13 protein-coding genes are annotated in these 23,052 nt (G+C 53.0%); 8 read left to right on the top strand and 5 right to left on the bottom strand.

Translation table 11 applies throughout. The features are described 5' to 3' along the window. Nucleotides 1-416: 416 nt before the first annotated feature. Nucleotides 417-1,316, bottom strand: a complete 900-nt coding sequence (locus tag KDM89_RS22495) for a DUF1186 domain-containing protein (protein WP_230427814.1) — start codon at nucleotides 1,314-1,316, stop codon at nucleotides 417-419. A 269-nt stretch (nucleotides 1,317-1,585) separates the two neighbouring features. Here KDM89_RS22495 and recC point away from each other — a divergent pair, with 269 nt between their 5' ends. Genes recC through recD form a run of 3 tightly spaced genes read left to right on the top strand, consistent with a single transcriptional unit; the run spans nucleotide 1,586 to nucleotide 10,582 of the window. After that, nucleotides 1,586-5,017, top strand: coding sequence for an exodeoxyribonuclease V subunit gamma (recC, locus tag KDM89_RS11310; protein ID WP_212688036.1), 3,432 nt, complete (start codon nucleotides 1,586-1,588; stop codon nucleotides 5,015-5,017). Continuing rightward, a complete protein-coding gene (gene recB / locus KDM89_RS11305) occupies nucleotides 5,010-8,624 on the top strand; it encodes an exodeoxyribonuclease V subunit beta (RefSeq protein ID WP_212688035.1) in 3,615 nt (1,204 codons plus the stop codon). The genes recC and recB overlap by 8 nt, the downstream gene beginning before the upstream one ends. A 14-nt stretch (nucleotides 8,625-8,638) precedes the next feature. Continuing rightward, nucleotides 8,639-10,582: an exodeoxyribonuclease V subunit alpha gene (recD, locus tag KDM89_RS11300; protein ID WP_212688034.1), complete on the top strand. Its 1,944-nt coding sequence runs from the start codon at nucleotides 8,639-8,641 to the stop codon at nucleotides 10,580-10,582. On the opposite strand, the gene KDM89_RS11295 is transcribed toward recD, so the two are convergent. Beyond that, a complete protein-coding gene (locus tag KDM89_RS11295; RefSeq protein WP_212688033.1) occupies nucleotides 10,564-11,607 on the bottom strand; it encodes a WD40/YVTN/BNR-like repeat-containing protein in 1,044 nt (347 codons plus the stop codon). The genes recD and KDM89_RS11295 overlap by 19 nt on opposite strands. A gap of 168 nt (nucleotides 11,608-11,775) precedes the next feature. On the opposite strand from KDM89_RS11295, the gene KDM89_RS11290 reads away from it, so the two are divergent. Continuing rightward, nucleotides 11,776-12,183: a DUF4019 domain-containing protein gene (locus tag KDM89_RS11290; protein WP_212688032.1), complete on the top strand. Its 408-nt coding sequence runs from the start codon at nucleotides 11,776-11,778 to the stop codon at nucleotides 12,181-12,183. Nucleotides 12,184-12,202: 19 nt separating this feature from the next. Here the strand turns inward: KDM89_RS11290 and KDM89_RS11285 are convergent, their stop codons facing one another. Together KDM89_RS11285 and pepF are read right to left on the bottom strand one after the other, a co-directional pair. Beyond that, nucleotides 12,203-12,802 (bottom strand): hemerythrin domain-containing protein, encoded by a 600-nt coding sequence (locus KDM89_RS11285; protein WP_212688031.1) that lies wholly within the window; start codon nucleotides 12,800-12,802, stop codon nucleotides 12,203-12,205. 136 nt (nucleotides 12,803-12,938) lie between these two features. Then, entirely contained in the window at nucleotides 12,939-14,804 is a 1,866-nt protein-coding gene (gene pepF / locus KDM89_RS11280; RefSeq protein ID WP_230427813.1) for an oligoendopeptidase F, read from the bottom strand. Nucleotides 14,805-15,046: 242 nt separating this feature from the next. On the opposite strand from pepF, the gene KDM89_RS11275 reads away from it, so the two are divergent. Together KDM89_RS11275 and otnI are read left to right on the top strand one after the other, a co-directional pair. Beyond that, entirely contained in the window at nucleotides 15,047-16,018 is a 972-nt protein-coding gene (locus KDM89_RS11275) for a bile acid:sodium symporter family protein (protein ID WP_212688029.1), read from the top strand. Nucleotide 16,019: 1 nt separating this feature from the next. Then, nucleotides 16,020-16,808, top strand: a complete 789-nt coding sequence (gene otnI / locus KDM89_RS11270) for a 2-oxo-tetronate isomerase (RefSeq protein WP_212688028.1) — start codon at nucleotides 16,020-16,022, stop codon at nucleotides 16,806-16,808. A gap of 330 nt (nucleotides 16,809-17,138) precedes the next feature. On the opposite strand, the gene KDM89_RS11265 is transcribed toward otnI, so the two are convergent. Then, entirely contained in the window at nucleotides 17,139-20,255 is a 3,117-nt protein-coding gene (locus tag KDM89_RS11265) for a collagenase (RefSeq protein ID WP_212688027.1), read from the bottom strand. A gap of 1,100 nt (nucleotides 20,256-21,355) precedes the next feature. On the opposite strand from KDM89_RS11265, the gene purU reads away from it, so the two are divergent. After that, nucleotides 21,356-22,222 carry a formyltetrahydrofolate deformylase gene (purU, locus tag KDM89_RS11260; protein WP_212688026.1) on the top strand — a complete coding sequence of 289 codons (867 nt, stop codon included), beginning with the start codon at nucleotides 21,356-21,358 and terminating at the stop codon, nucleotides 22,220-22,222. After that, the gene (locus KDM89_RS11255; RefSeq protein ID WP_212688025.1) at nucleotides 22,222-22,764 is read left to right on the top strand and encodes a YaeQ family protein; all 543 of its coding nucleotides are present in this window, start codon (nucleotides 22,222-22,224) and stop codon (nucleotides 22,762-22,764) included. The genes purU and KDM89_RS11255 overlap by 1 nt, the downstream gene beginning before the upstream one ends. The last annotated feature ends 288 nt before the right edge of the window (nucleotides 22,765-23,052 follow it).

Below are 23,052 nucleotides of genomic sequence, written 5' to 3'. Positions count from 1 at the left end.
TGGTCCGATCAGATTGTTGCCCGGTGGGGGCTTGCATTTGGCTGGATAACCAGGCTTGCAGCGTGATCGCTGCGACCGGTTGTCCGTTGGCTTTGCAGGCTGCGCACGCAGATGAAGTCGATTTACGCAGAGAGCAGAAACAGCATGATGCGAGCGCATCATGCCATCGCTGTGCCGCATTATGAATTGGGGATAACCACAATAGCCTGTGTGATCTGAGAAAAACGTCTAAGTGCTTGCTGTTTACCGTAATTCAGGAATCGCAGATTCCTGAATTGTTTAATTAAGATGGGAATGTGACTGGATTGTGGCGAAGAGTTGTTATCTGCATCCTGAAACAAAAACGGATATCAGTTTTGTTTCCTGATATCCGTTGTTTTTCACTTCCAGCTTATCAGCGGAAATGCGTTGCGGTATTAAACGTCGATGCCGTGGCACTTTTTGTATTTTTTGCCGCTGCCGCATGGACATGGATCATTGCGTCCGATTTTGGCTTCTTTGCGTATTGTGTGTTGCGTGTAGGTTTTACGGAAGGTTTGTTTTTCCGGTTCCTGAAACACAGGCCACCAGCCCATTTCTTTTTCAACATCGCTGATATAGCTCTTGCCGTGCTGTAATTCCAGCAGGCGGCTGGCCTGAAAATCGGCGTGGATGTGTTCATTCAGCCAGTCGCGGTCGCTCAGTTGCGGGTCCAGCAGGTTTTCATCAAACCAGCTGTTGATCTGATCCAGCATTTCATGCGCGCACAGGGCTGTGGCGACATCAACGATGGTTTCCAGCAGAATCGCATCGCCTTCGCTTTCGTGGCGGCGCTGATTCGCCAGCTTTTCGCCCTGTTCCTGCAGGAATTGCAGTAAAGCTGCGCGGTCGTTGTCGCCGCAGATAACGCGGACCTGCCATGCGAGCAAGGCTGCCGTGCGGGACCAGACCGAAATGGCATTGTTTTCAAACATCGCTTGCAGCGGCGCAGTATTGCCATCGCACACCGAAGCCAGACAGCGGCCATAGGTTTCTGTGATCACATCACCCATGATCTGTTCCAGCTGCTCATCGCCAAATGCGCCGATTGCCATCATGGCTTCATACGCATCGGTCACTCGCCACGCAGCGAGCAAATGCATTGCATACAAATGCAGCATGTAATTGCCATCCAGCGCGGCAGACGGGTCTTTTGCAGTGTCGTGCAATACCTGAATCAGTTCCGGAATCACAGACTCTTTTTGCGCTGTGACAGCCTGAATCGCTTCCGCAGGGAAAGGGGCAGTCTGAAAGCGGAGTTGCTCGGCCAGTGCAGGCCAGATGGAGGTAGATGTCATGTCTGAGATTCCGGTAAATGCGAACGGGCGACCAGAGTCGCCCGCGTTAATGCGGCAGTATAACAGTTTGTGATGGAGTTTTACTACGCGCTTGCGTCAGCTGGTGATGGTCTGGCAGCAGGATAGGCGATGTGCAGGCTGGTGTAAGCAGGTCGCATCGGGTATATTTTGTGTCAATTTGTAAATAGACGATGCAGTCCGGCAGCAGGCAGTGAAAGACAGCTTTACTGATTGCCGGAATGCAGCTTAGCTGAATGGATAAAAGCACAATGACAAGCATACAACCCGGCCTGATTGTTTTGCATGGCAACCAGCTGGAACAACTTGGTGAAGCGGTATTGCAATGGATACAGCAAAACCCGCTGAGTGTGCTGGAACCGGAAATCATGATCGTGCAATCGAACGGTGTGGCGGAGTGGCTCAAGATTGCCATGGCGCGCCGTCAGGGCGTATGTGCTTCGGCAAAAGTCATGTTGCCGGCCCGTTTTTTGTGGGATGCCTACCGGCAAGTGCTGGGGCATCAGCAAGTCGCGAAACGCTCGCCGCTGGATAAATCCGCGCTGGGCTGGCGTATTCAGCAAATGTTGCCGCAAGTGACTATGTTGCCCGAATGCGAACCGTTGCGTCAGTATCTGCAGGATGGCACGCAGATTCGTGTGTATCAGCTGGCCACCCGTATTGCGGACTTATTCGACGGTTATCAGATGTTTCGTGCTGACTGGCTGCAGGACTGGGAGGCGGGCCTGGATCAGTTGCGCCGCGCATCCGGCGAGCCCTCGGTTGTGCCGGAAGATCAGCGCTGGCAACCGGTGTTGTGGCGTGCAGTCACGGAGAGTGTGGATGCGGAGCAGCGTGCTTCGGGCCGTTCGCATGTTCATCAGCGTTTTGTCAGTGCGTTGCAAACCGATCAGGCAATGCATCATGGTTTGCCGCGTCGTGTAGTGGTGTTTGGTTTGTCGGCCATGCCACAGCAAACGATGGAAGCACTGAGTGCGATGGCGCGTTATACGCAGGTCGTGATTGCGGTCAGTAATCCTTGCCAGTATTACTGGGGCGATATTATCGAAGGCCGTGAATTGCTGCGCGCAGAACGCCGCCGCGCCGCACGCGAGAAAACGCGGGCAGTGTCGCTGGACGCTTTGCCGCCGGAACAATTGCACGCGCATGCGCATCCTTTGCTGGCGGCGTGGGGCAAACTGGGGCGTGATTTTATCCGCATGCTGGATGGCTTTGATGATGCAGATGCAACCCGCAAGCAATATAACAGTCTGCGTCTGGATTTATTCAGTGATGGCGATGGTGACATGCTGTTGCAGCAAATACAGGCAGCGATCCGCGACTTACGGCCTGTCGGTGAACATGCGCGTTTGCCGCTGGCGGAGGATGATCACTCACTGGAATTTCATGTTGCGCACAGTGCGCAGCGTGAAGTAGAAGTACTGCATGATCAGTGTCTGAACTGGCTGGCGCAGAAAGAGGCTGATGCACCACTGCGACCACGCGATATCGTGGTGATGGTGCCGGATCTGCAAAAGTGGATACCGGCAATTCATGCTGTATTCGGCCAGTATCCGCGTCACGATACCCGTTATATTCCGTATGAAATTGCGGACACCAAAGAGCGTCAGCAAAACCCTTTACTGATTGCACTCGAATGGTTGCTGAAATTGCCGGATCAGCGTTGCAGTCAGAGTCAGATTCGTGATTTGCTTGAGGTACCTGCTTTAGCGCAGCGTTTCCGTATCCGTGAAAATGATTTGCCGCTGCTGGCACGCTGGATTGAAGGTGCAGGCATACGCTGGGGGCTGGATGATGCGCACAGACAGCGTCTGGGACTGGGCGCAGCCGGCGCGCAAAATTCCTGGCTGTTCGGGCTGGAGCGCATGCTGACAGGCTACGCCAATGGTGACCGCAGCAGTTTCGACGGCATTGCACCTTACGGCGAAGTCGCCGGACTGGATGCGGTGCTGTCCGGATCGCTGGCTGAATTGCTTCATCAGTTGCAACACTGGAGTCATCGCTTGCTGCAGGCTTATACGCCGGTGGAATGGGCAGCTGTGTTCAGAGAGCTGGTCAGTCAGTTTTTTGATGCCGCTGACGAGCGGGAAAAAATGACTTTGCTGCAGGCGGAGCAGGGCTTGCAGCGCTGGGTGGACGATTGCGCTCTGGCGCAGTTTGACCAGCCTTTACAGTTGAGCGTAGCAGCAGAAGCCTGGTTATCGCAGGTGGATGAGCCGGATCTGAATCAGCGCTTTATGTCCGGCGGCGTGACCTTCTGTACGCTGATGCCGATGCGCGCCGTGCCATTCAAAGTTGTGTGTCTGCTGGGGATGAATGATGGCGATTATCCGCGCCGTACACCGTCAGCCGATTTTGATTTACTGCGCATGCCCGGCATGCAGCGTCCGGGTGACCGTTCACGACGTGAGGATGACCGTTATCTGATGCTGGAAGCCTTGCTGGCGGCGCGTCAGAAACTGTATGTCAGCTGGACCGGTCGCAGCATACGCGACAATAGCTGGCAACCGCCTTCGGTGCTGGTATCACAGTTGCGCGATTACATTGCGCAATGCTGGCAATTGCCTGCGCATGGCTTGCTGACCGAACATCCCCTTCAGCCTTTCAGTCGCCGTTATTTTGAAACATCTCCGAGCCTGACCTGGGCACGCGAATGGGCAGCCGTGCATGCGGAGTCGGCGATAGCAGCGCCTTTGAGCCTGACGCCGCCTGACGCCGGGCAAAAGCTGAGTATCCGTCAACTGGCTGAATTTTTACGCCAGCCGGTGAAAGCGTTTATGGCGCAGCGTTTGCAAATCCGCTTCGATCAGGACAGCGTGCAAAGCCAGGATGATGAACCGTTTGCAATTGACGGGCTGGAAAACTGGGCCCTGATCAGTCGTTTAACCGAGCGTGATCAGATCAGCGCCTCAGATCTGAATACGCAATTACAACAGCGGCTGGATACAATACGGCGTGAGGGCGTATTGCCACTGTCACATACCGGCGACCAGATCGCGGATAATCTGATTGGCGAAGCAGAGCCTGTGTTACGCACTTGGCAGCGCCTGATGCAGGAAGCCGGTGAGGCCAGCGGTACACAACAATGGCGCTACAGCAACGGGCAAATCACAGTGGAAGACTGGTCCGGTGGTCTGGTTGAAGACGGGCAGGGCTGGCGCTTGCTGGATTTCACGCCATCAAGACTGACCAACGGACAGAAGAAGAAACCATTGGCGGTCGCAGAAAAACTCTGGCAACCGTGGATACGGCAATTGCTGGCAAGCGCACAGGGAGTAGCATTAACGCAATTGATGGTTGGACGGGATGCCTGGCTGGAAATGCCATCCTTGCCACAGGCCGAAGCGCAGCAGTCACTGAATAAGCTGTTGCAAATCTGGATGCAGGGAATGACACGTCCACTTGGTATTTCCAGCGGCAGCGCCATGGAATGGCTGCGTAAAAATCAGGATTTACGTGCTGCGCAGAGTGCCTATGAAGGCGATGCGTTCAATCCGGGAGAGGTGGATAAAGATCTGGCGCTGGCGCGTTGCTGGCCGAATTTTGCCAGCATGCAGCAAGCGGATGAATTTACAGAGATTGCCGAAGCCTTGTATCAGCCATTGCTGATCTGGGCGGAATCGCAGGTGGCAGTACATATGCTGGATACGGAAGAGGCAGCACAGGAGAAGCGGGATGAGTGAGATTTTACAAGCGGCAGTTTTTCCTCTGCATGGTTCGCGACTGATAGAGGCGAGTGCCGGAACCGGAAAAACATGGACGATTGCCGCACTGTATCTGCGTCTGGTGCTTGGTCACGGTGGCGAAACTGCGTTTATCCGGCCACTGCAGCCTGCTGAAATTCTGGTCATGACCTTCACCCGCGCTGCGACCCGCGAATTGTCTGACCGTATTCGTTCGCGTCTGATCGAAGCTGCACAAGTGTTTCGTGGTGACGCACAGGCATCCGATCCGTTTCTGGCAGGTTTGCTGGAGGATTATGCAGACCAGAGCGCGCGTGAACAGGCTGCTTACCGGCTGGCGATGGCGGCGGAAGCAATGGATGACAGTGCAGTATTCACGATTGATGCCTGGTGTCAGCGCATGCTGCGCGAACATGCTTTCGACAGTGGCAGTTTGTTTGATGAAGAGCTGAATGCTGACGAAACCGGCTGGCGTGAACAGGCGAGTAAAGATTACTGGCGTCAGCAAGTGTATCCACTCGGCGCTGATCATTTTGCGCGGGTGCAAAGCGTATGGGGCAGTGTGTATGTGCTGGAAGAAAAAATCCGTGCCATGCTGCCGCACGCCCGTCGTTACGAGCACTGGCAAAACCGATCTCTGACAGACTGTCTGCAATTCGCGGATCAGGAAGCGCTGAAGGCGGCGACGCAGATTAAATCTGAATGGAAAACTTTGCTTGAAGAGCTGGGCAGCTGGTATCAGGACAATTGCGATGCGCTGAATGGGAACAAGCTCAGAGCGGCATCGGTGGAAGGATTTTTTACCGACGTATTTGACTGGCTGACTGATCCGCAACGTGCGCTGTTGTCAGGGAAAGCTATTGAGTATCTGGATAAATGGGAAAGCTCACATCTGGACACCTGCTGGAAAAAAGGAAAAGAAGGCAGTCTGCCACGCATTGCGGACAGCATCGCTGACTTGCAAAAAGCCTTAACCGCGATTCCGACGGCTAAACCGGTGCTGTATGAACATGCGGCGGCAGGTATCAGTCATCGTATGGCAATGCTGAAACAACAGGCGCGTGAATTCGGTTTTGCAGACATGCTGCAGCGTTTGCGTGCGGCTTTACAGGGCGATAATGCGGCGCAACTGGCAGCGCGCATAAGGCAACAGTTTCCGGTGGCACTGATTGATGAGTTTCAGGATACCTCGCCGGATCAGTACATGATTTTTGATGCACTGTATGCGATTGCAGAAAACCGCAGTGATACCGGTGTGTTTCTGATCGGCGACCCTAAGCAGGCGATTTACGGTTTCCGTGGTGCGGATATTCGCAGTTACCTGACTGCACGCAGCGCGACAGCAGGCCGTCATTACGTACTCGATACGAATTTCCGGTCGGTGGCGGCGGTGGTTGATGCAGTCAATCATGTATTTATGCTGGCAGAAAATCCGGAGTCCGGACAATCCGGCGGCGCGTTCTGTTTCCGTCGCGGCGATGATAATCCTTTGCCGTTTGAACCGGTAAAAGCTAAAGGACGTGCGGAAAAGCTGGTGCGCGGCGAGGCAGAAATTCCCGGCTTGCAATGGATGCTGCCGCAGAATACCGAGCTGAAAGAAGCAGATTTTCGCCGCGAGCTGGTGCAGCAATGTGCTGAACAGATGGTGCAGTTACTGAATGATGCGGAATGCGGATTCCGCAGCGACAATGCATTCCGCAGCCTGCGACCAGCCGATATGGCAGTGCTGGTACGTAACCGTTATGAAGCGGCAGAGATTCGCGCAGCATTAAGTCAGCGCGGTGTCGCTTCTGTGTATTTGTCGGATAAAGATTCGATTTTTCAGACGCCGCAAGCCAGAGATGTGTTGTACTGGTTGCAGGCTGTGGCTGATCCGCTGGCTGCTGGCAAGGCGCGCGCTGCGCTGGCAACACGCAGCGCGTGCCGACACTGGGACGAGTTGCAACGTTATGCCGAAGACGATTATGCGTGGGAACAGCAGGCGGAACAATTAAGACAGTGGCAGCAAATCTGGCGCAGACAGGGCGTGCTGGCGATGATACGTCAGATGATACATGGCTTGTCGCTGGGATCCCGCTTGCTGAATGAGCAGGATGGCGAACGTCGTCTGACCGATTTACTGCATTTAGCCGAGTTACTGCAGCAAGCCAGTGTACAGCTGGAAGGCGAACAGGCACTGATACGCTGGCTGGAAGAGCAAATCCATGACCCGGGCGAAGCCGATGAGCATGTGCTGCGTCTGGAAAGTGATGCGGAACTGGTGCAGGTAATTACGATTCATAAATCCAAAGGTCTGGAATATCCGCTGGTATTTTTGCCGTTTATTGCCGCTGGTATGCGCAAAAGCCCGGATGCCAAAGCGGCGTTCTATCAATTGCCGGAAGAAGGCGGACAGACCCGGCTGGATTTCGCAAAAAGCAAAGAAAGCAGTCTGCGTCTGCGTTTGCTGAAACTGGAAGAAGATTTACGTTTATTGTATGTGGCACTGACCCGTCCACGCCATGCGATGTGGCTGGGGATGGCGGATGTGGAAGATCAGTTCCGTTACAGTGGCCTCGCGTATTTGCTGGGGCTGTATGGTGATGACCAGCAAGCTTCGCTAACGGAGCGGCTGCAGGCGGTGACGGCCGATTGTGGGGCAATGCAGATATTGCCATTGCCGGAACAGGCCGAAAAAACACACTGGCAGCCACGCAGCAGCCCGCCGCCGGTTTATCCTGCCAGCGATTACACAGCCCGTTTTGAAAAAGACTGGGCCGTTGTCAGTTACAGCTCGATCACTCGCGGACTGGGCGAATCCGTGCGCACGCCGCTGCCTTTGCTGGATAAGCTGGCAGAGCGCGATGACAGCGTTCCGGATGCGTCGCCGGTATCGCAGGTCTGGCACGCTTTTCCACGTGGGCCGGTGCCGGGGCAGTTTTTGCATGAGCAACTGGAGTGGCTGGCGGGCGAAGGATTTCATGTAACAACGCAGGCCTGGTTTGCCGATGCGGTGCGGGCGCGTTGCGAACGTGCGGGCTGGGCACACCGGCAGGAAGATGTGATTGTCTGGTTGCAGCAAATTGCGCAAACCACCGTCCCTTACTGGGAAGTTCCGCTTGCGGAAACAGGACAATGCGTGCCGGAAATGGAATTCTGGTTCCCGGCTGATGCATTCTCGGTGGCGGAACTGGATTCGCTGAGTCAGCAAACTGTCTGGCCGGAACTGGCAAGGCCGGCGCTGGCAGACAGTGCGGTCAAAGGTATGCTGCGCGGCTTCATGGATCTGGTCGTTGAGCATGACGGACGTTACTGGGTAATGGATTACAAGTCGAATGCGCTTGGCAGTAACGACGATGCCTATCGCGAATCAGCGCTGCAACAGGCGATGCTGCAGCACCGGTATGAAGTGCAGGGCATGTTGTATTTACTGGCTTTACACCGCTTGCTGAAACTGCGTCTGGGTGAGGATTATGATCCGCAACAGCACCTGGGCGGTGCGGTGTTTTACTTTCTGCGTGGTGTGGCAAACCCCGGTACTGCGGGTTGTGTACAGCTGGCACCGGATCCAGTATGGATGGATCAGCTGGAAATGATGCTGAGTTGTGCAAATGAGGAGATGGTCTGATGCAGGAATCTACGATGAATGTTCTGCAGCAGCTGGCGCAGGAAAAAAAACTGAGTTTGTTAACACTCAACTTCATACGATATCTGCAAAGACATGCAGTGTTGCCGGATGCACTGATCTGGCTGGTGGTGCAACTGACGGAAGCTGAAGCGCAGGGACATTCCTGTATTACGGTTGATGATGAACAGGCTGCAGCAACATTGCTGACCTCTGTTGATGCGGAACAGCGCAGCTTGCTGAAAGCGGCTTTCGGCACCATGCCTGCGGATTTGCAGGGCTGGCAGCAATTATTGGCGCAATGTCCTCTGGTCCGGATCGCTGGCAGCGCACAGGCCGATGCCGGACAGCCTCTGATTCTGGATCAGAATCGTCTGTATCTGCGTCGTTACTGGCAGGATGAACAGGCAATTGCTAACGCGATACAGCTGCGTCTGGATGCACCGGCGCAGAACGATGTGCCGTCCGAACGCATACGACTCTGGCTGGATCAGTTATTCCCTGCCGGTGAAGATCAGGACGGGCCGGACTGGCAGAGAATAGCCTGCGCTTTATCGCTGCGTGGCCGTTTCAGTGTGATTACCGGCGGCCCCGGTACCGGCAAAACCTATACCGTGGCGCGTTTGCTGTGCCTGTTACTGGCTTTGCAGGAGCATCCGGATCAGTTCCGGATTGCGCTGGCGGCGCCAACCGGTAAAGCGGCAGCGCGTCTGAAACAATCGATTGATGGTGCGCTGAAAGCGCTGGCACCGGTGCTCAGCAGTGTGCTGAACGAAGAGCAACTGGCGACCGCGATTCCACCTGCAACCACGCTGCATAGTCTGCTGGGCGCGCGGCCGGATACCCGTCGCCTGCGCCACCATGCGGGCAATCCTTTGCAAATGGATGTACTGGTGGTGGACGAAGCATCCATGATCCATCTGGAAATGATGGCGAATCTGCTGGATGCGCTGGCACCGCATACCTTGCTGATTCTGCTTGGCGATAAAGATCAGCTGGCATCGGTGGAAGCCGGTGCGGTGATGGCGGATTTATGTGAGTTTGCGACGGAAGGCGGTTACCGCAAAGCGACGGCTGAATGGCTGCTGGCAGCGACGGGGCAGCAAATTCCTGATCAGTATCTGACTGACCGTAATCTGCTGGCGCAGCACACGGCGATGCTGCGTAAGAGCCGTCGTTTTGGCGGCGCAATTGGCCAGCTGGCGATGGCAGTCAACGAAGGAAACGCAGAGCAGGCGGCAAAAGTGTTGCGGCAATCGGCGGATGAGGTGCTGAGCTGGCAGCAACCGGCGCAGACGGTGCAGTGTCTGGACTTGTTTCTGAACGGACGCGGTGCTCATCCGCAGGCCAGCGGATTCGCTGCTTTCCGTCAGGTCGTAAATGCCGGAGCGCAGGCGTTTGCCGATTATGAAAGCTGGGTGCAGGCGGTGCTGCAAGCCTTTGACCGCTTCAGGGTGTTATGTGCAGTGCGTGAAGGTGACTGGGGTGTCCAGGGACTGAATGCACTGATAGAAAATACTTTGCTGAAGCAGGAAAAAATTAAACGTCAGGGTGACTGGTATATTGGCCGTCCGGTCATCGTCACGCGCAATGATTACAGTTTGCGGGTATTCAACGGTGATATTGGTATTTGTCTGCCGGATCCTTTGCGTGAAGGCTCGGTCAGAGTCTATTTTCCGGCCGGTGATGGCTTGCACAGCGTACTGGCCAGTCGTCTCAGTGACGTGGAAACGGCGTATGCAATGACCGTGCATAAATCGCAGGGCTCAGAGTTTGGTCACGTTGCGCTGATACTGCCGCCGCAGCAATCGCAAGTGATGACGCGCGAATTGCTGTACACCGGCATTACGCGCGCCAAAACCTGTTTTACATTGCTGACACCGTCACCATCTGCATTGCAGCAGGCAACGGCGCAGGTGACACGGCGTAACAGTGGTTTGCGTTATTTGCTGTCCGTCTGAACATCCAGCGGCGCGCCCTGATAACGCATCAGCAATCCCTTCGGCCCGATCGCCCAGCCATGCTTCGCATCGGCAAAAGCGATCGTATTGACCGGTGTAGTGCTGAGCTGGCGCCAGTGAATGCCGCCATCATGGCTGACACCGGAACCGGTCAGCCCGCCTGCAACGACAGTGTTGTTCGTGCCCGGAACATGCGTGACCACCGATAAAAAACCGGCTGGCAATGCTCGTATGCTTTGCCAGCTGTTACCGCCATCCTGCGTGACAGCGATGTTGGGGCTGTCGTAATGAATTTCCTTGTAATCACCGCCAGCGACGATGCCGTGCTGCGTATCGCGGAAGCTGACGGAAAACGCGCCGCGACTGGCAGCACCTGCGGCGAGCGGCAGATCACGGATTTGCCATTGCAGACCACCATCATGGCTATAGGCGATGCGCGCACGTTCTGCACCGCCTGTGACTGCCCACAGCGACTGCGGATTGAGCTGAAACAGACAGGTTCCGCTGGCGGCGAACGCGCCTTCAGCGGGCAGCGGTCGTAAGGCAGTAGGTGTATTCAGTCTTTGTAAATGCTGGCCGTTTGTATCGGTTTGCCAGAACTGCAGGCCGCTCGCATCGGGGTCGCCAAATACGGTAAATCGTCCGTCCGCAGAAGCAGTGATCGCATTCCAGAAACCGTTCGGATCGGTATTGATGAAACGCGGCTCCCAGTGCGTACCGCCATCCTGAGTGACAAAAATACGCGATTGCTCGCCGGGACCGGCGCTCATAATCCATGCGACCTGATCGCTGAATGCACGGATGGCGCGGAAATCCAGTTTCTCAGCGCCCGGCACCGGAATCTGCTGCCAGTGTTCGCCATCAGTAGTGCGCAGCACCGTTCCCTGCGCACCGCTGGCCCAGGCAATCTGTTTGCTGACGACCGACAAGCCGCGTAATTCTGTCCTGACCGGACTTTCCAGCCGTTGCCACGCGCCATCGGCAGCAAGGGTCTGCGCAATGGCTGTCAGGGGAAATAAAGTCAAAAGAAGAGCCGGCAGTATTACGCGCATTTCGTCATTTCCTTTTATGGGAGAGCCACTATTGTAGCGGTCGTCCGGCAGATCGCTGTGCTGAAGTATGCATTCTGGCAATTTTTTGCGCTAAACTGACACATCCGGGTCACTGACCCTTCATCTGAGAGGAAAAGCAGAATGCGTCGCTGGATTTCTTGTATGGCAATCAGCCTGAGCTTGCTGAGCGGAACCGCGCTGGCAGCGGATCAGAATACCCATGAAGCGGCTGACCGCTGGGTGCAAACCATCGATCAGGGGAATTTCGGGCAGTCCTGGAAAGATGCGGATGCCGGTTTTCAGGCCAATGTCAGCGAGATTCAGTGGACGCAGACTTTGCAGCAGATTGCAGCGCAAACCGGGAAGATGCTGAAGCGTGAATTTAAAAGCGAAGAGGTGAAGTCAGATTTGCCAGGTGCACCGGCAGGTAAGTTCAAATTCGTGGTGTATCAGACTGCGTTTGAAAAAGCACCGCAAGTGACTGAAACCGTGGTGCTGATTGAAACGAAAGATGGCAGCTGGAAAGTGACGGGCTATTTTCTGAAATAACCCGCCTCCGGAGAAATCGTCAGAGCGGATCAGCCACGCCGATGGGGGCGGGGCTGATGTTGACGATCAGCGAGAATAATTGTTCATAGCGATAGCGTTCACCGCTGTCATCCAGGCGCTTGCGGTTTTCCATGAATGCCTGATCAACTTCCTGCCAGTCAGCAATGTGCAGTACTTGTTTAGCGACCGGAAGAATGACTTCTTCCTCTTTGCGCATATGCTGGTAGTAGAACTTCACATACTGTTCTACCTGTTCCGCAAATTTATCGAAGGCCGGTGCGCCTGCGAATTCGTATTCCAGCAGCGTATCCTGCAGCGTATGCACCAGCATTTCTCCACGGCTGTGCTGTTCGATCAGCGCATCCAGCTCAAAATCCAGCTGGTGCGTGCGCTCTTTGATTTTGGCGAACAGATACTGGTCTTCTTTAGGATGATGAATTTTTTCCGGATATTCTGTGATGTAGTACAGCATTGCACGGAACACTTTCAGATCAGGTGGTGTGCTGCCCATTTTGATAGCCCGCACAAAATACAGCATGCCCTGAATCACAGCGGAAAGGTGCTCGTGTTCCTGCTGAATGATATCAACCGAAATCGGATGAAAGTTTCTGGCGCTCAATTGTGGTCTCCGTCGGATCGTTTCTTATAATTTAACCTTACAGACACGAGGGGATTTTGACTGAGCGCAAAGCTGTAAGGATAAAAAAACGGCCGGCAACCCAGGGGGTGCCGGCCGTTGTGTCTCAGACGAGGTTTTATTTCTTCCGGGACAGAATTACTTCAATCTGATCCATGATGTCATTCATGCGTTTAAACACTGCCTGATACGGGGCAGGGCTTGCCAGATCCACACCGGCAGATTTCACCAGATCGTAAGGATAAGCAGAGCTGCCTGCTTTCAGAATGTTCAGATAGCGGTCACGTGCGCCATCTTTGCCTTGCAGGATGCTGTCCGCAAACATGGAACCGGCTGCAATTGAAGTGGCATACTGGAACACATAGAAACGGTTATAGAAATGCGGGATATACGCCCATTCGATACCGTAAGTGTCATCAATTTTCATAACGCCTTCTTTGTCGCCGTGATAGCTTTTCAGAATTTCTGTGTAGATTTTGCTGAGTTCTTCGCCGGTCAGTGATTCGCCTTTATCGACGCGGGCATGCACTTCACGTTCGAAGTCAGCAAACATGGCCTGACGGAAGAAGGTGCCGCGCAGGTTTTCCAGTGCAGAACCCAGATACAGCAAGCGTTCTTCATCGGTTTTTGCGATCTTCAGCATGTGATCCAGCAGGAACACTTCATTCGTGGTCGATGCGATTTCCGCTGTGAAGGTCGGATAATCCGATGTGATAAATGGCTGTGTGCCGTTCGATAAATACGAATGCATTGCATGACCCCACTCATGGCCGAGTGTGGACACAGATTCATAGTCATCGTTGTAGTTCAGCAGAATGTAAGGATGCACATCGTAGGCTGCACCGTTCATGTAGGCACCGGAACGTTTGCGCGGACGCGGATAGACATCCATCCAGCCTGCAGTGGTGGCTTTTTGCATCGCAGTCGCGTAGCTGTCACCGAGCGGCTTGACCGATTCCAGCATGAATTTCACGCCCTGATCAATCGGATAAACGAAGTTGCCGGAAACCAGCGGCGGGTAAATATCAAAATACTGCAGATCTTTGACGCCCAGCATGTTCGCGCGCAGGCGGAAATAGCGGTGCAGCGTTGGCAAGTTGGCGCGTGTTTGTGAAATCAGTGTGTCGTACACAGCGCGTGGCAGGTTGTTGCCATCCAGTGACTGTGTCAGTGAATCCGGGTAATTGCGCACTTTGGCGTATACGCTGTCACGCTTCAGCTGCTCGTAAAAAATCACGCCGTAGCTGCGTTCAAACTCTTTCCACTTGCCCCAGAACGCATCAAACACACGTTTGCGGTCATCGCGGTTACCGGCAGCGCGGTATTTTGTGTAAGCGGCCTGATCAATTGTCACTTCCTGACCATCAGCCAATTTGACTTTCGGCCACGGCATATCTGCATTCGACAGTGTGCTGTAGGTTGCTGCTGCCGTACCGGTGGCTGCACCGAACTGTGCAACGATTTGTTCACTGGATTTGCTCAGTGTGTGGGCGCTGCTGCGCAGAATATCATTCAGCGGCTGGCGGTAAATTTGCAGGGATTTATCTTTCGCCAGATAAGCGTCGATTTTTTTTGCTCCGGCAGCGATCAGTTCCGGACGCAGGAAAGAAGTGGCTTCTTCGAGTTTGTTACCCAGAATATCTGCCTGTTGCTGCAAATCCAGCCCAGCCGTGTTGCCGGTATCCTGATCATGGAATTGCGATGCATACACGGCGAGACGCGCAAAGCGCTTCTGGATATCGGCGTACTGATCCAGACAGGCTTTAAACTTCGCCTGTGTTGCCGTCAGCTGTCCTGCGCATTGCTGAAACTGTGTCAGCTGTTCACGCATTTTCGCGGCATCGTCTTTCCACGCTGTCTGCGTGCTGTACATATCACTGAGTTTCCAGCGGAAGGCTTCAGTATCGTTAGGATGCGCAGCCATGCTCAGTGCTGGAACTGACAGGCAAAGGCTGATCAGCGCGGGAATCAGGCGAGGTTTCATTACAAACTCCATCATCAACAATCACAGGAATTTGGGAATATAACCGGATTTCGTAGCCTGATAACTTCGGTTACACCGCGCATCCGGCCATGATCTTAAAATACACAGAAAATTTGGTGATTTTGCAGCGCTTCCGATCTTTGCGCGGTCGCTTCGTTGGTTTGTTATAACGGGGCACCGCCGTATCGGTGGCGTTTTGTTGATTGGCGTAAAATCAGCAGCTGATTTCCGGAAAACTGAACATGAAATTAAAACAATATTTACCCGACGCCATGATGCTGATGCTGTTCAGCATGATTTTGCTGGCGAGTTTTTTTCCGGCACGCGGACAATTCGCTGCTGGTATTGATCAGGTGTCGGTGGGCATGATTGCCTTACTGTTCTTCATGCATGGCGCACGTTTATCGCGTGAGGCGGTGATTGCCGGTTTATTTCACTGGCGGCTGCATTTGCTGGTGCTGAGTATCACGTTTGCGGTATTTCCCTTGCTCGGCCTCGTGCTGAAGCCCTTGCTGCAACCATGGCTGACACCTGAACTGTATCTTGGCGTGATGTATTTATGCGTGTTGCCATCGACCGTACAATCATCGATTGCGTTCACTTCCGTCGCGCGTGGCAATGTACCGGCTGCAGTCTGCAGCGCATCTGCCAGCAATATTCTCGGTATTTTTATCACGCCGGTACTGGTCAGCTTACTGGTGAAAACCGGTGATACCGGACCGTTTTCGTGGGAACCGGTACTGAAAATTGTGAACCAGTTATTGCTGCCGTTTGTGGCGGGTCAGGTATTGCGTCCTGTGTTGCGCAAAGTGGTGGACCGTCATTCTGCATTTCTGAAAAAACTGGATCAGAGTTCGATTCTGCTGGTGGTGTATGTGGCGTTCAGCGAAGCTGTAGTGCAGGGTTTGTGGAGCAAGCTGCCGCTGAGCCTGATCGGAACCTTGCTGCTGGTCAGTGCGCTGATACTGGCGATCATCATGGTTTTTGCCGTGTTAACTTCGCGCCTGCTTGGCTTTAACCGTGCCGACAGCATCACGATTTTATTTTGCGGCTCAAAAAAGAGTCTGGCCAGCGGCGTACCGATGGCGAAGGTGTTGTTTGCAGGCGGCGCAGCCGGGATCGTGCTGTTACCGATCATGTTATTCCACCAGTTGCAATTGATGGTATGTACGGTGCTGGCGCAACGCTACGCGAATCAGACTGAAGGAGAATGACATGCCGAAGTTTGCAGCGAATCTGAGCATGATGTACAACGAAGTGCCGTTCACAGAACGGTTTGCTGCGGCGGCAGCGGATGGCTTTCAGGGTGTGGAATATTTGTTTCCTTACACATGGCAGCCGGAAGAGCTGAAGGCGTTGCTGCAACAGCATGGTTTGCAGCAAGTTTTATTCAATGCGCCGCCCGGCGACTGGGATGGCGGTGAGCGCGGACTGGCGGCACTGCCGGGCAGAGAGGCTGAATTTCGTGAAGGTATTGCGCTGGCGCTGAACTATGCGCAGGTGCTGGGCAACCGGCTGATTCATGTGATGGCGGGTATCCTGCCTGACGGCGCAGATGCGCTGGCGTACCGGAACACCTATCTGAATAATCTGAGCTACGCCGCCGATCTCGCTGCACAAGCCGGATGCCGCATTCTGATTGAGCCGATTAATCATGCCGATATGCCGGGCTATTTTTTGCGCTATCAGGCGCAGGCAGCAGAGATTTGTGCTGAACTGAAGCATCCCGCATTAGCAGTGCAGTTCGATATTTACCATTGTCAGCGCACAGAAGGCAGTCTCAGTCACTGGCTGCAGGAGGGGCTGGCGCGTGAGTACGGGCAGATTGCGCACGTACAGCTGGCAGGTTATCCAGGGCGGCATGAACCGGATACCGGCGAAATTCATTATCCGTTTTTATTTCAGCGAATGGATGAACTGGCGTACAGCGGCTGGGTCGGTTGTGAGTATCGTCCGCAAGGGAATACCTCTGCCGGTCTTGGCTGGCTCCGCAATCTTCGCTGATGAGCCATCAGCAAGCCTGATTTTGCCCTGAATGCGGAGTTCAGCACAGCGATTCGGCGGTCGTCGGCAGAAAGTCCGGGCCTCGCAGAAACGGAAATGACGATAGCTGCATCATCCTGATGTGTCCGGCGACGGATAGCGTCGCTGTTCAAACCACAGACCGTACCCATCCTGAATCTGAGCCAGACGCTCATGAACATCCCGGCGGGACATCATTTTTGAATAGCTTCAGTTCGTCTGAAACAATAAAGCCGCCGTATTGCTACGGCGGCTTTATGTTTTGCAGTGGCCTGACGATCGTCAGGCCAGGAACTTATCGGGAGTTCAGGATCAGTACTGAGTAGTGACCTTCACGCCGGAGAAGTTGGTGGTTGCGTACAGACTGACGAATACATAACCAGCTGGCGGATTGTTGATCACAACAGATTCGTTGTTGCCGCTGGTGTAAGAACCGTAGTTGTAGTAATCACGGGTTGCCCATGTACCCAGTGTGCTGACAAACAGATCTGCATTGCCAGTACCGCCGGATGTTGTGATGGTCAGTTTCGGTGTGCCTGCAGGTACGTTGATGTACATGTAGACATAGTTACCGGCTGTTGCGCTCAGGTTGCTGCGTGTGCAGTTTTTACCCAGCACTTCAGCGCTGCCTGTACATTCTGGCAAGCTGCCGCCACCGGAAGTCACAGTCACCGATTTAGACACGGTTGCAGTTGCACCAGCATTGTCTTTCACTGTCAGCGTCACAGTGTATGTGCCTGCTGCAGTGTAAGTTTTGCTTGGATTTGCTGCAGTCGATGTTGTACCGTCGCCGAAGTTCCAGCTACGGGACGCGATCGTGCCGTCTGCATCAGTAGAGCCATCGGTGAAGGTCGCTGTCAGACCGGAAACAGTGTTAGTGAAAGCAGCAACCGGTGGTTTATTGGTTGTACCTGCAGTCACAGTCACGGTTTTGCTGACGGTGGTGCTTGCACCTGCATTGTCTTTTACTGTCAGTGTCACAGTATAAGTACCTGCTGCAGCGTAAGTTTTGCTTGGATTCGCTGCGGTGGAAGTTGTGCCGTCACCAAAGTTCCAGCTGCGGGAAGCAATCGTGCCATCTGCATCGGTAGATGCATCAGTGAAGTTCACAGTCAGACCACTTGCTGTGCTGTTGAAAGCAGCAACCGGTGGTTTGTTCGTTTGCGTCGCGCTGACAGTCACAGTTTTGCTGATGGTAGTGCTTGCACCGGCATTGTCCGTTACTTTCAGTGTCACTGTGTAAGTACCAGCGGCAGAGTAAGTTTTGCTTGGGTTTGCTGCAGTCGATGTTGTACCGTCACCGAAGTTCCAGCTGCGGGATGCAATCGTGCCGTCGCTGTCAGTGGATGCATCAGTAAATGCTACGGTCAGACCATTTGCGCTGCTGTTAAATGCTGCAACCGGCGCGCTGTTGACCGGAGGTGTTGCACCGGTACATTGTGGCAGAGATGCATTGTTCACACATGGCAGCCAGTTCGCAAAATCGGAATCCAGCGAGGTACCGATGCTGTTCATGTAACCTGTGAAGCCAGTGTAATTGCCCGGACGGAAGTAACCCAGAATCGAAGAAACTTTGCCGCGCTGTTTCTCAAACATGTAGCGAACAGCCAGGTAGCCCCAGTTGTAAACACGTGTCTGACCGGAGTTATAGTCATTTGCGAAAATATCGCTCAGACGGTATGCGCCGCTTGCTGCCTGCGTTTTTGCATCGGTGTAATCCAGTTTGCGGTAAGAGTAAGAAATATACTCAGCAAAACCTTCTACCCACCAGATTGTTTTCGGAACAGAGATCGATGCGTTGAAGTCACCGTACATATCGAAACGGCCATCCAGATAGTGGATGTATTCATGTGTCAGATTCCAGATTTCGAATTTCGGCAGCATCCATTCAGCCTGGTAAGCAATGAAGCGTGGCTGATTGCCTGCAGCAGAAGGATCACCTTCCAGATACATACCGCCGTTGTTGGTGTCGATACCGTACAGCGAGCCAGCGTAATTGCCGTAGTCAGCACTGCTGCTGAAGATGACCATTTCCAGCTGGGTATTGTTGTCATTCGCAACAGGTACGTTGCCGGACTGAACTTGCTGATGGAAGTAACCTTCTTCACCACCAACGATATTACATGCTTCCTGCAATTGCGCTGTTGTCAGAGACTGTGCTTTCAGACGCAGAGTCGGAGAACAGTTGTATTTGATTGGCAGAATTGTGGCATCCAGTTTGGTCTGGAAGTCACACATGTTGTAGTAGCTGCAGTTGGCTTTGTCGTAGTAGTCGATCATTTCGCCGAGGCCAACCCATACTGCGCCTGTCGGACCAGTGATCGTGCTGCGATCCAGCATTGCTTTAACGCGGGATTTCGCGACGCTCTTCAGTGAGCTGCCTTCAGCATATTGCAGGAAACGGCCCATTTCACGTGCAGCATTGGATACCAGGTAAGAATTGTCTGTACCCAGTTGATTCCAGTTGGTGTTCATGAAGTTATACAGCGTATCGACGATCGATGTATCCGATTTCACCAGTGTCTGGAAGTCAGTGTTCTGATGACCACGGAACAATACGGTAAATGCATTGTTCACTGCACCACGCATCCACCAGTAGTTCAGGTAGCTGCTGTTCAGTGTCAGAACGCGTTTAACGATGCTGTTCAGGTAACGTGCGTTCTGGCTGGAGCTGTCAACCAGTGTCACAACTTCACCCAGAATTTCACCGTGTACGTCATTGATCAGGCCGAAATTTGCATTCGAAGAGAATGCATCCAGTGCGCCCTGAATCGCTGTGGTCAGCGAAGAACCGTAAGTGCCGACGGAAGTGTCATACCACTGAACGTAATAACCAGCGCGCAGGAACATGACTAACTGTTCAATGCTGCTGGAATTTGTACCATCGTAAGATGCTGCTGCTGTACGGAACGCATTGGCAACAGAAACCATCTGGCTTTCTTTGAAGATGGAAGCTGCTTGCGAACCGGAAACACCGAACAAATCGTTGATACAGTCAGTGCTGGAAGATTTGATCAGATTGACCAGTGTAGAACCGGTGGAGGATGCAAAAGCTGCACGGTCACATGCGGCGACGGCAGATTTGCTGACGCCTTTCGGTGCTGAAGCTTTTTCAGCGACAGACAGATTGGCTTTCAGCAGGGAAGGGCGTTGCAGGGTAGCAGTTTGCTTTTTGCTGTAGTCCACTTTGGCAGTGGTTGCGACGCTGGCTTGTTTCGGCATACGTTCTGCCGGGCTCAGTGCTTTGTGCTGATGATGCTGACCGAAAACCATGGACTCCATCGAGCCAGATTTTCTGAGACCGCGCATTTCTTTATCGTGCTGACCTGCCGCGAACGCTTCTGCGCTGTATGTGGCGAAAACAGAAATCACCGCTGCTGATACGGCCAGCAGACGTGTGTTTGGAACGAAACGGTTACTTGTACTCACTGAGTTCTCCTTACTAAGGTGAGAGATTTCGTACTGCTATTTCAATGTCAGGTACTGACTTTTTGTTATGTCGCCTGTGAAGGCTCCCCCGTATGTTCCTGCACCGCTAACCTGCAGGCTCGTGTCCGGGGTGTGATTTGCATTCCCTTTGTGCACCTCCTTTAAATATATTTTGCGTATAAAAGCCTTTCGTTCTCCTTTCAGGTTTGCTGTGCCTGATGCAGTTTTCATGCAGGTACTGGCATTCCATCAGTGGAAATCTGATAGCGGATACAGAGTTCATCTGTCTTCGTTATCAGCTGTGTTGCCGATATTCGTAAAATATACGATTGGTATATTTGTGGAAGCGAAGGGGAAAGTCAAAGCGGTTTTGTAAAAAATCTGAAAAAAGTGTGCGAAGTTGCCGGTTTGTAAGGAATTGATGTAACAAAACGACTAATTATTAATACTGGTGAAACAATCTTGTTGTAAAAAAGAGATATGCATTTGAGAAATGACGGAAATTCGTTGTGTGAATAAAAAGGCAGAACGGAATTTTTTTGCTGGAATTTGGTAAATAAAATTCCGTTTGGAGGCTTTCCTCTAACGCATATTTGGTTGTTGGATCTGTGCAGAATGCCGCATGCGCATTTGAAATATGAGATTTCCTTATGGAAATCATTGATTTACAGAACTTTTTTATTTGCCCGCAGGGCATGCAAACAATTCAGAAATAAGAAAAAATTTCTGTAAAACAATATTTGGTCTTACGAGGATTTTTCTTTCCGGTCGTCTTGCCAGCTTCTTTTAACGCAGACAAGGTGTGAAATGTAAGCATATGAATAATGTTTCTTAATGGAAATGTTTGCCCGATTAAAGGTATCGGCGATTCCGTACCCGGGCAGGATAAAACGACTGGTAATTGAGGCGGGTGGCCCGCGGCAGGTGATGCGCAGAACTATTGGAAAGGCGATTCCGGAACGCATACGCTGAAATGCAGCGCCGGGTATATTGCGCTGCGAAGAGCGTTTGAATCTGAAGAAAATTCGAATCAGTGCGCAAAATCAGGTACAGTTTTGACTTTTCAGTGGAATAAGACGTATTTGTCAGAACAGGATTTTATGCAACAGGAATTTATCTTAACTTTGTCTTGTCCGGATCAGCGCGGCATTGTGCACCGCGTTTCGGGATTTCTGGTGGAGCAGGGCTGCAATATTCTGGATTCCGCGCAATACGGCGATCTGCAATCAGATACCTACTTTATGCGTATTCACTTTGCTGCAGAAACGCCGGAGCACGAATTGCCGGCTTTGCGCGAACAGTTCGCCCCCATCGCTGCATCAATGCAAATGAAGTGGGAAATGCATGATGCACACCATAAGCCGCGCGTGGTATTGCTGGTGTCGCGCATCGGGCATTGTCTGAATGATTTACTGTTCCGCTACCGCAGCGGCCTGCTGCCGGTGGAGATTTGCGCAATTATTTCCAATCACACCGACTTCTACCAGCTGGCGGCAAGTTACAATATTCCGTTTCATCATTTTCCTTTGCCAGCCGGTGCCAACGATGCACAAAAGCAGGCACAGGAAGCGCGGATACTGGAAGTACTGGCGCAGCATCAGACAGAATTAGTCGTGCTGGCGCGGTACATGCAAATTTTGTCCGCATCGATGTGTCAGGCGCTGGAAGGGCGCGCGATCAATATCCACCATTCTTTCCTGCCCAGCTTTAAGGGTGCGAAACCTTACTATCAGGCGCACGAACGCGGCGTCAAACTGATCGGTGCAACCGCACATTTTGTGACCACGGATCTGGATGAAGGGCCCATTATTGAGCAGGATGTGGCGCGGGTTGATCATGCGATGACACCGGAAGAACTGACCGCGATCGGGCGTGATGTGGAGTGCGTGGTGCTGGCGCGCGCAGTGAAATGGTTTGTCGAGCACCGCATACTCTTAAACGGACATAAAACAGTTGTATTTCGATAATGGCACTTAAATCCACCATCTATAAAGCAGAACTGACTATTTCTGATATGGACCGCGGTTATTACGCGACCCATGCCCTGACGATTGCCCGTCATCCGTCTGAAACCGAAGAGCGCGTGATGATACGTGTGCTGGCCTTTGCGCTGCATGCATCTGAGCGCCTGGAATTCGGTAAAGGCATTTCCGACAGTGAAGAACCGGATCTGTGGGAAAAAGACTATACCGATGCCGTGCAGTTATGGGTTGAGGTCGGCCAGCCGGATGATCGCCGTTTGCTGAAAGCCTGCGGTCGTTCGGAACGAGTGGTGGTGTACAGCTATGCGTCCGCCAGCGATGTCTGGTGGAAAGCCATGAACAGCCGTCTGGACCGTGCAAAAGTGCTCAAGGTCATCAATATTCCGTCTGAACAAAGCCAGGCATTGGAAAAATTTGCCAGCCGCAACATGCAATTGCAATGCACGATACAGGACGGACAAATCTGGTTCAGCAGCGGCGATCAGACTGTGGAAGTGCAGCCGGAAGTACTGAAGCAACCGGGTTAATGCGGTTGCCGGGAATCTTCTGAACAAAACGAAAACAGGGAGCGAAGGCTCTAATGCTGTTCAGTTAAGGAACAAAAAGGCCACTTTGGATGATTCCGAAGTGGCCTTTTCATTGCGGCAGCCAAAATTGCGCACACCTAAAATGAGCAACATCACGCTTAACTGAACGACATTAGAGCGCAGGCTCCCTGTTTTTTTGCATGAACGGATGCACCTTGCCAGCGCTGGTTCGGGCGGCTGTCAGCGCACCCAAAATGCCCGAATTTGCCCCAAATGCGGAGTTCAGCA

The organism is Cognatundibacterium luofuense, from assembly GCF_018139685.1.
GTDB classification, from domain to species: domain Bacteria; phylum Pseudomonadota; class Gammaproteobacteria; order Burkholderiales; family Burkholderiaceae_D; genus Undibacterium; species Undibacterium luofuense.
The sequence above is the reverse complement of the archived record's forward strand: the minus strand, read 5'-3'. Positions and strand labels throughout refer to the sequence as shown.

Coding starts and splice junctions, on each gene's coding strand:
- KDM89_RS22495 (WP_230427814.1), bottom strand. CDS start 1,316: ATGACATCTACCTCCATCTGGCCTGCACTGGCCGAGCAACTCCGCTTT.
- recC (WP_212688036.1), top strand. CDS start 1,586: ATGACAAGCATACAACCCGGCCTGATTGTTTTGCATGGCAACCAGCTG.
- recB (WP_212688035.1), top strand. CDS start 5,010: ATGAGTGAGATTTTACAAGCGGCAGTTTTTCCTCTGCATGGTTCGCGA.
- recD (WP_212688034.1), top strand. CDS start 8,639: ATGAATGTTCTGCAGCAGCTGGCGCAGGAAAAAAAACTGAGTTTGTTA.
- KDM89_RS11290 (WP_212688032.1), top strand. CDS start 11,776: ATGCGTCGCTGGATTTCTTGTATGGCAATCAGCCTGAGCTTGCTGAGC.
- pepF (WP_230427813.1), bottom strand. CDS start 14,804: ATGAAACCTCGCCTGATTCCCGCGCTGATCAGCCTTTGCCTGTCAGTT.
- KDM89_RS11275 (WP_212688029.1), top strand. CDS start 15,047: ATGAAATTAAAACAATATTTACCCGACGCCATGATGCTGATGCTGTTC.
- otnI (WP_212688028.1), top strand. CDS start 16,020: ATGCCGAAGTTTGCAGCGAATCTGAGCATGATGTACAACGAAGTGCCG.
- purU (WP_212688026.1), top strand. CDS start 21,356: ATGCAACAGGAATTTATCTTAACTTTGTCTTGTCCGGATCAGCGCGGC.
- KDM89_RS11255 (WP_212688025.1), top strand. CDS start 22,222: ATGGCACTTAAATCCACCATCTATAAAGCAGAACTGACTATTTCTGAT.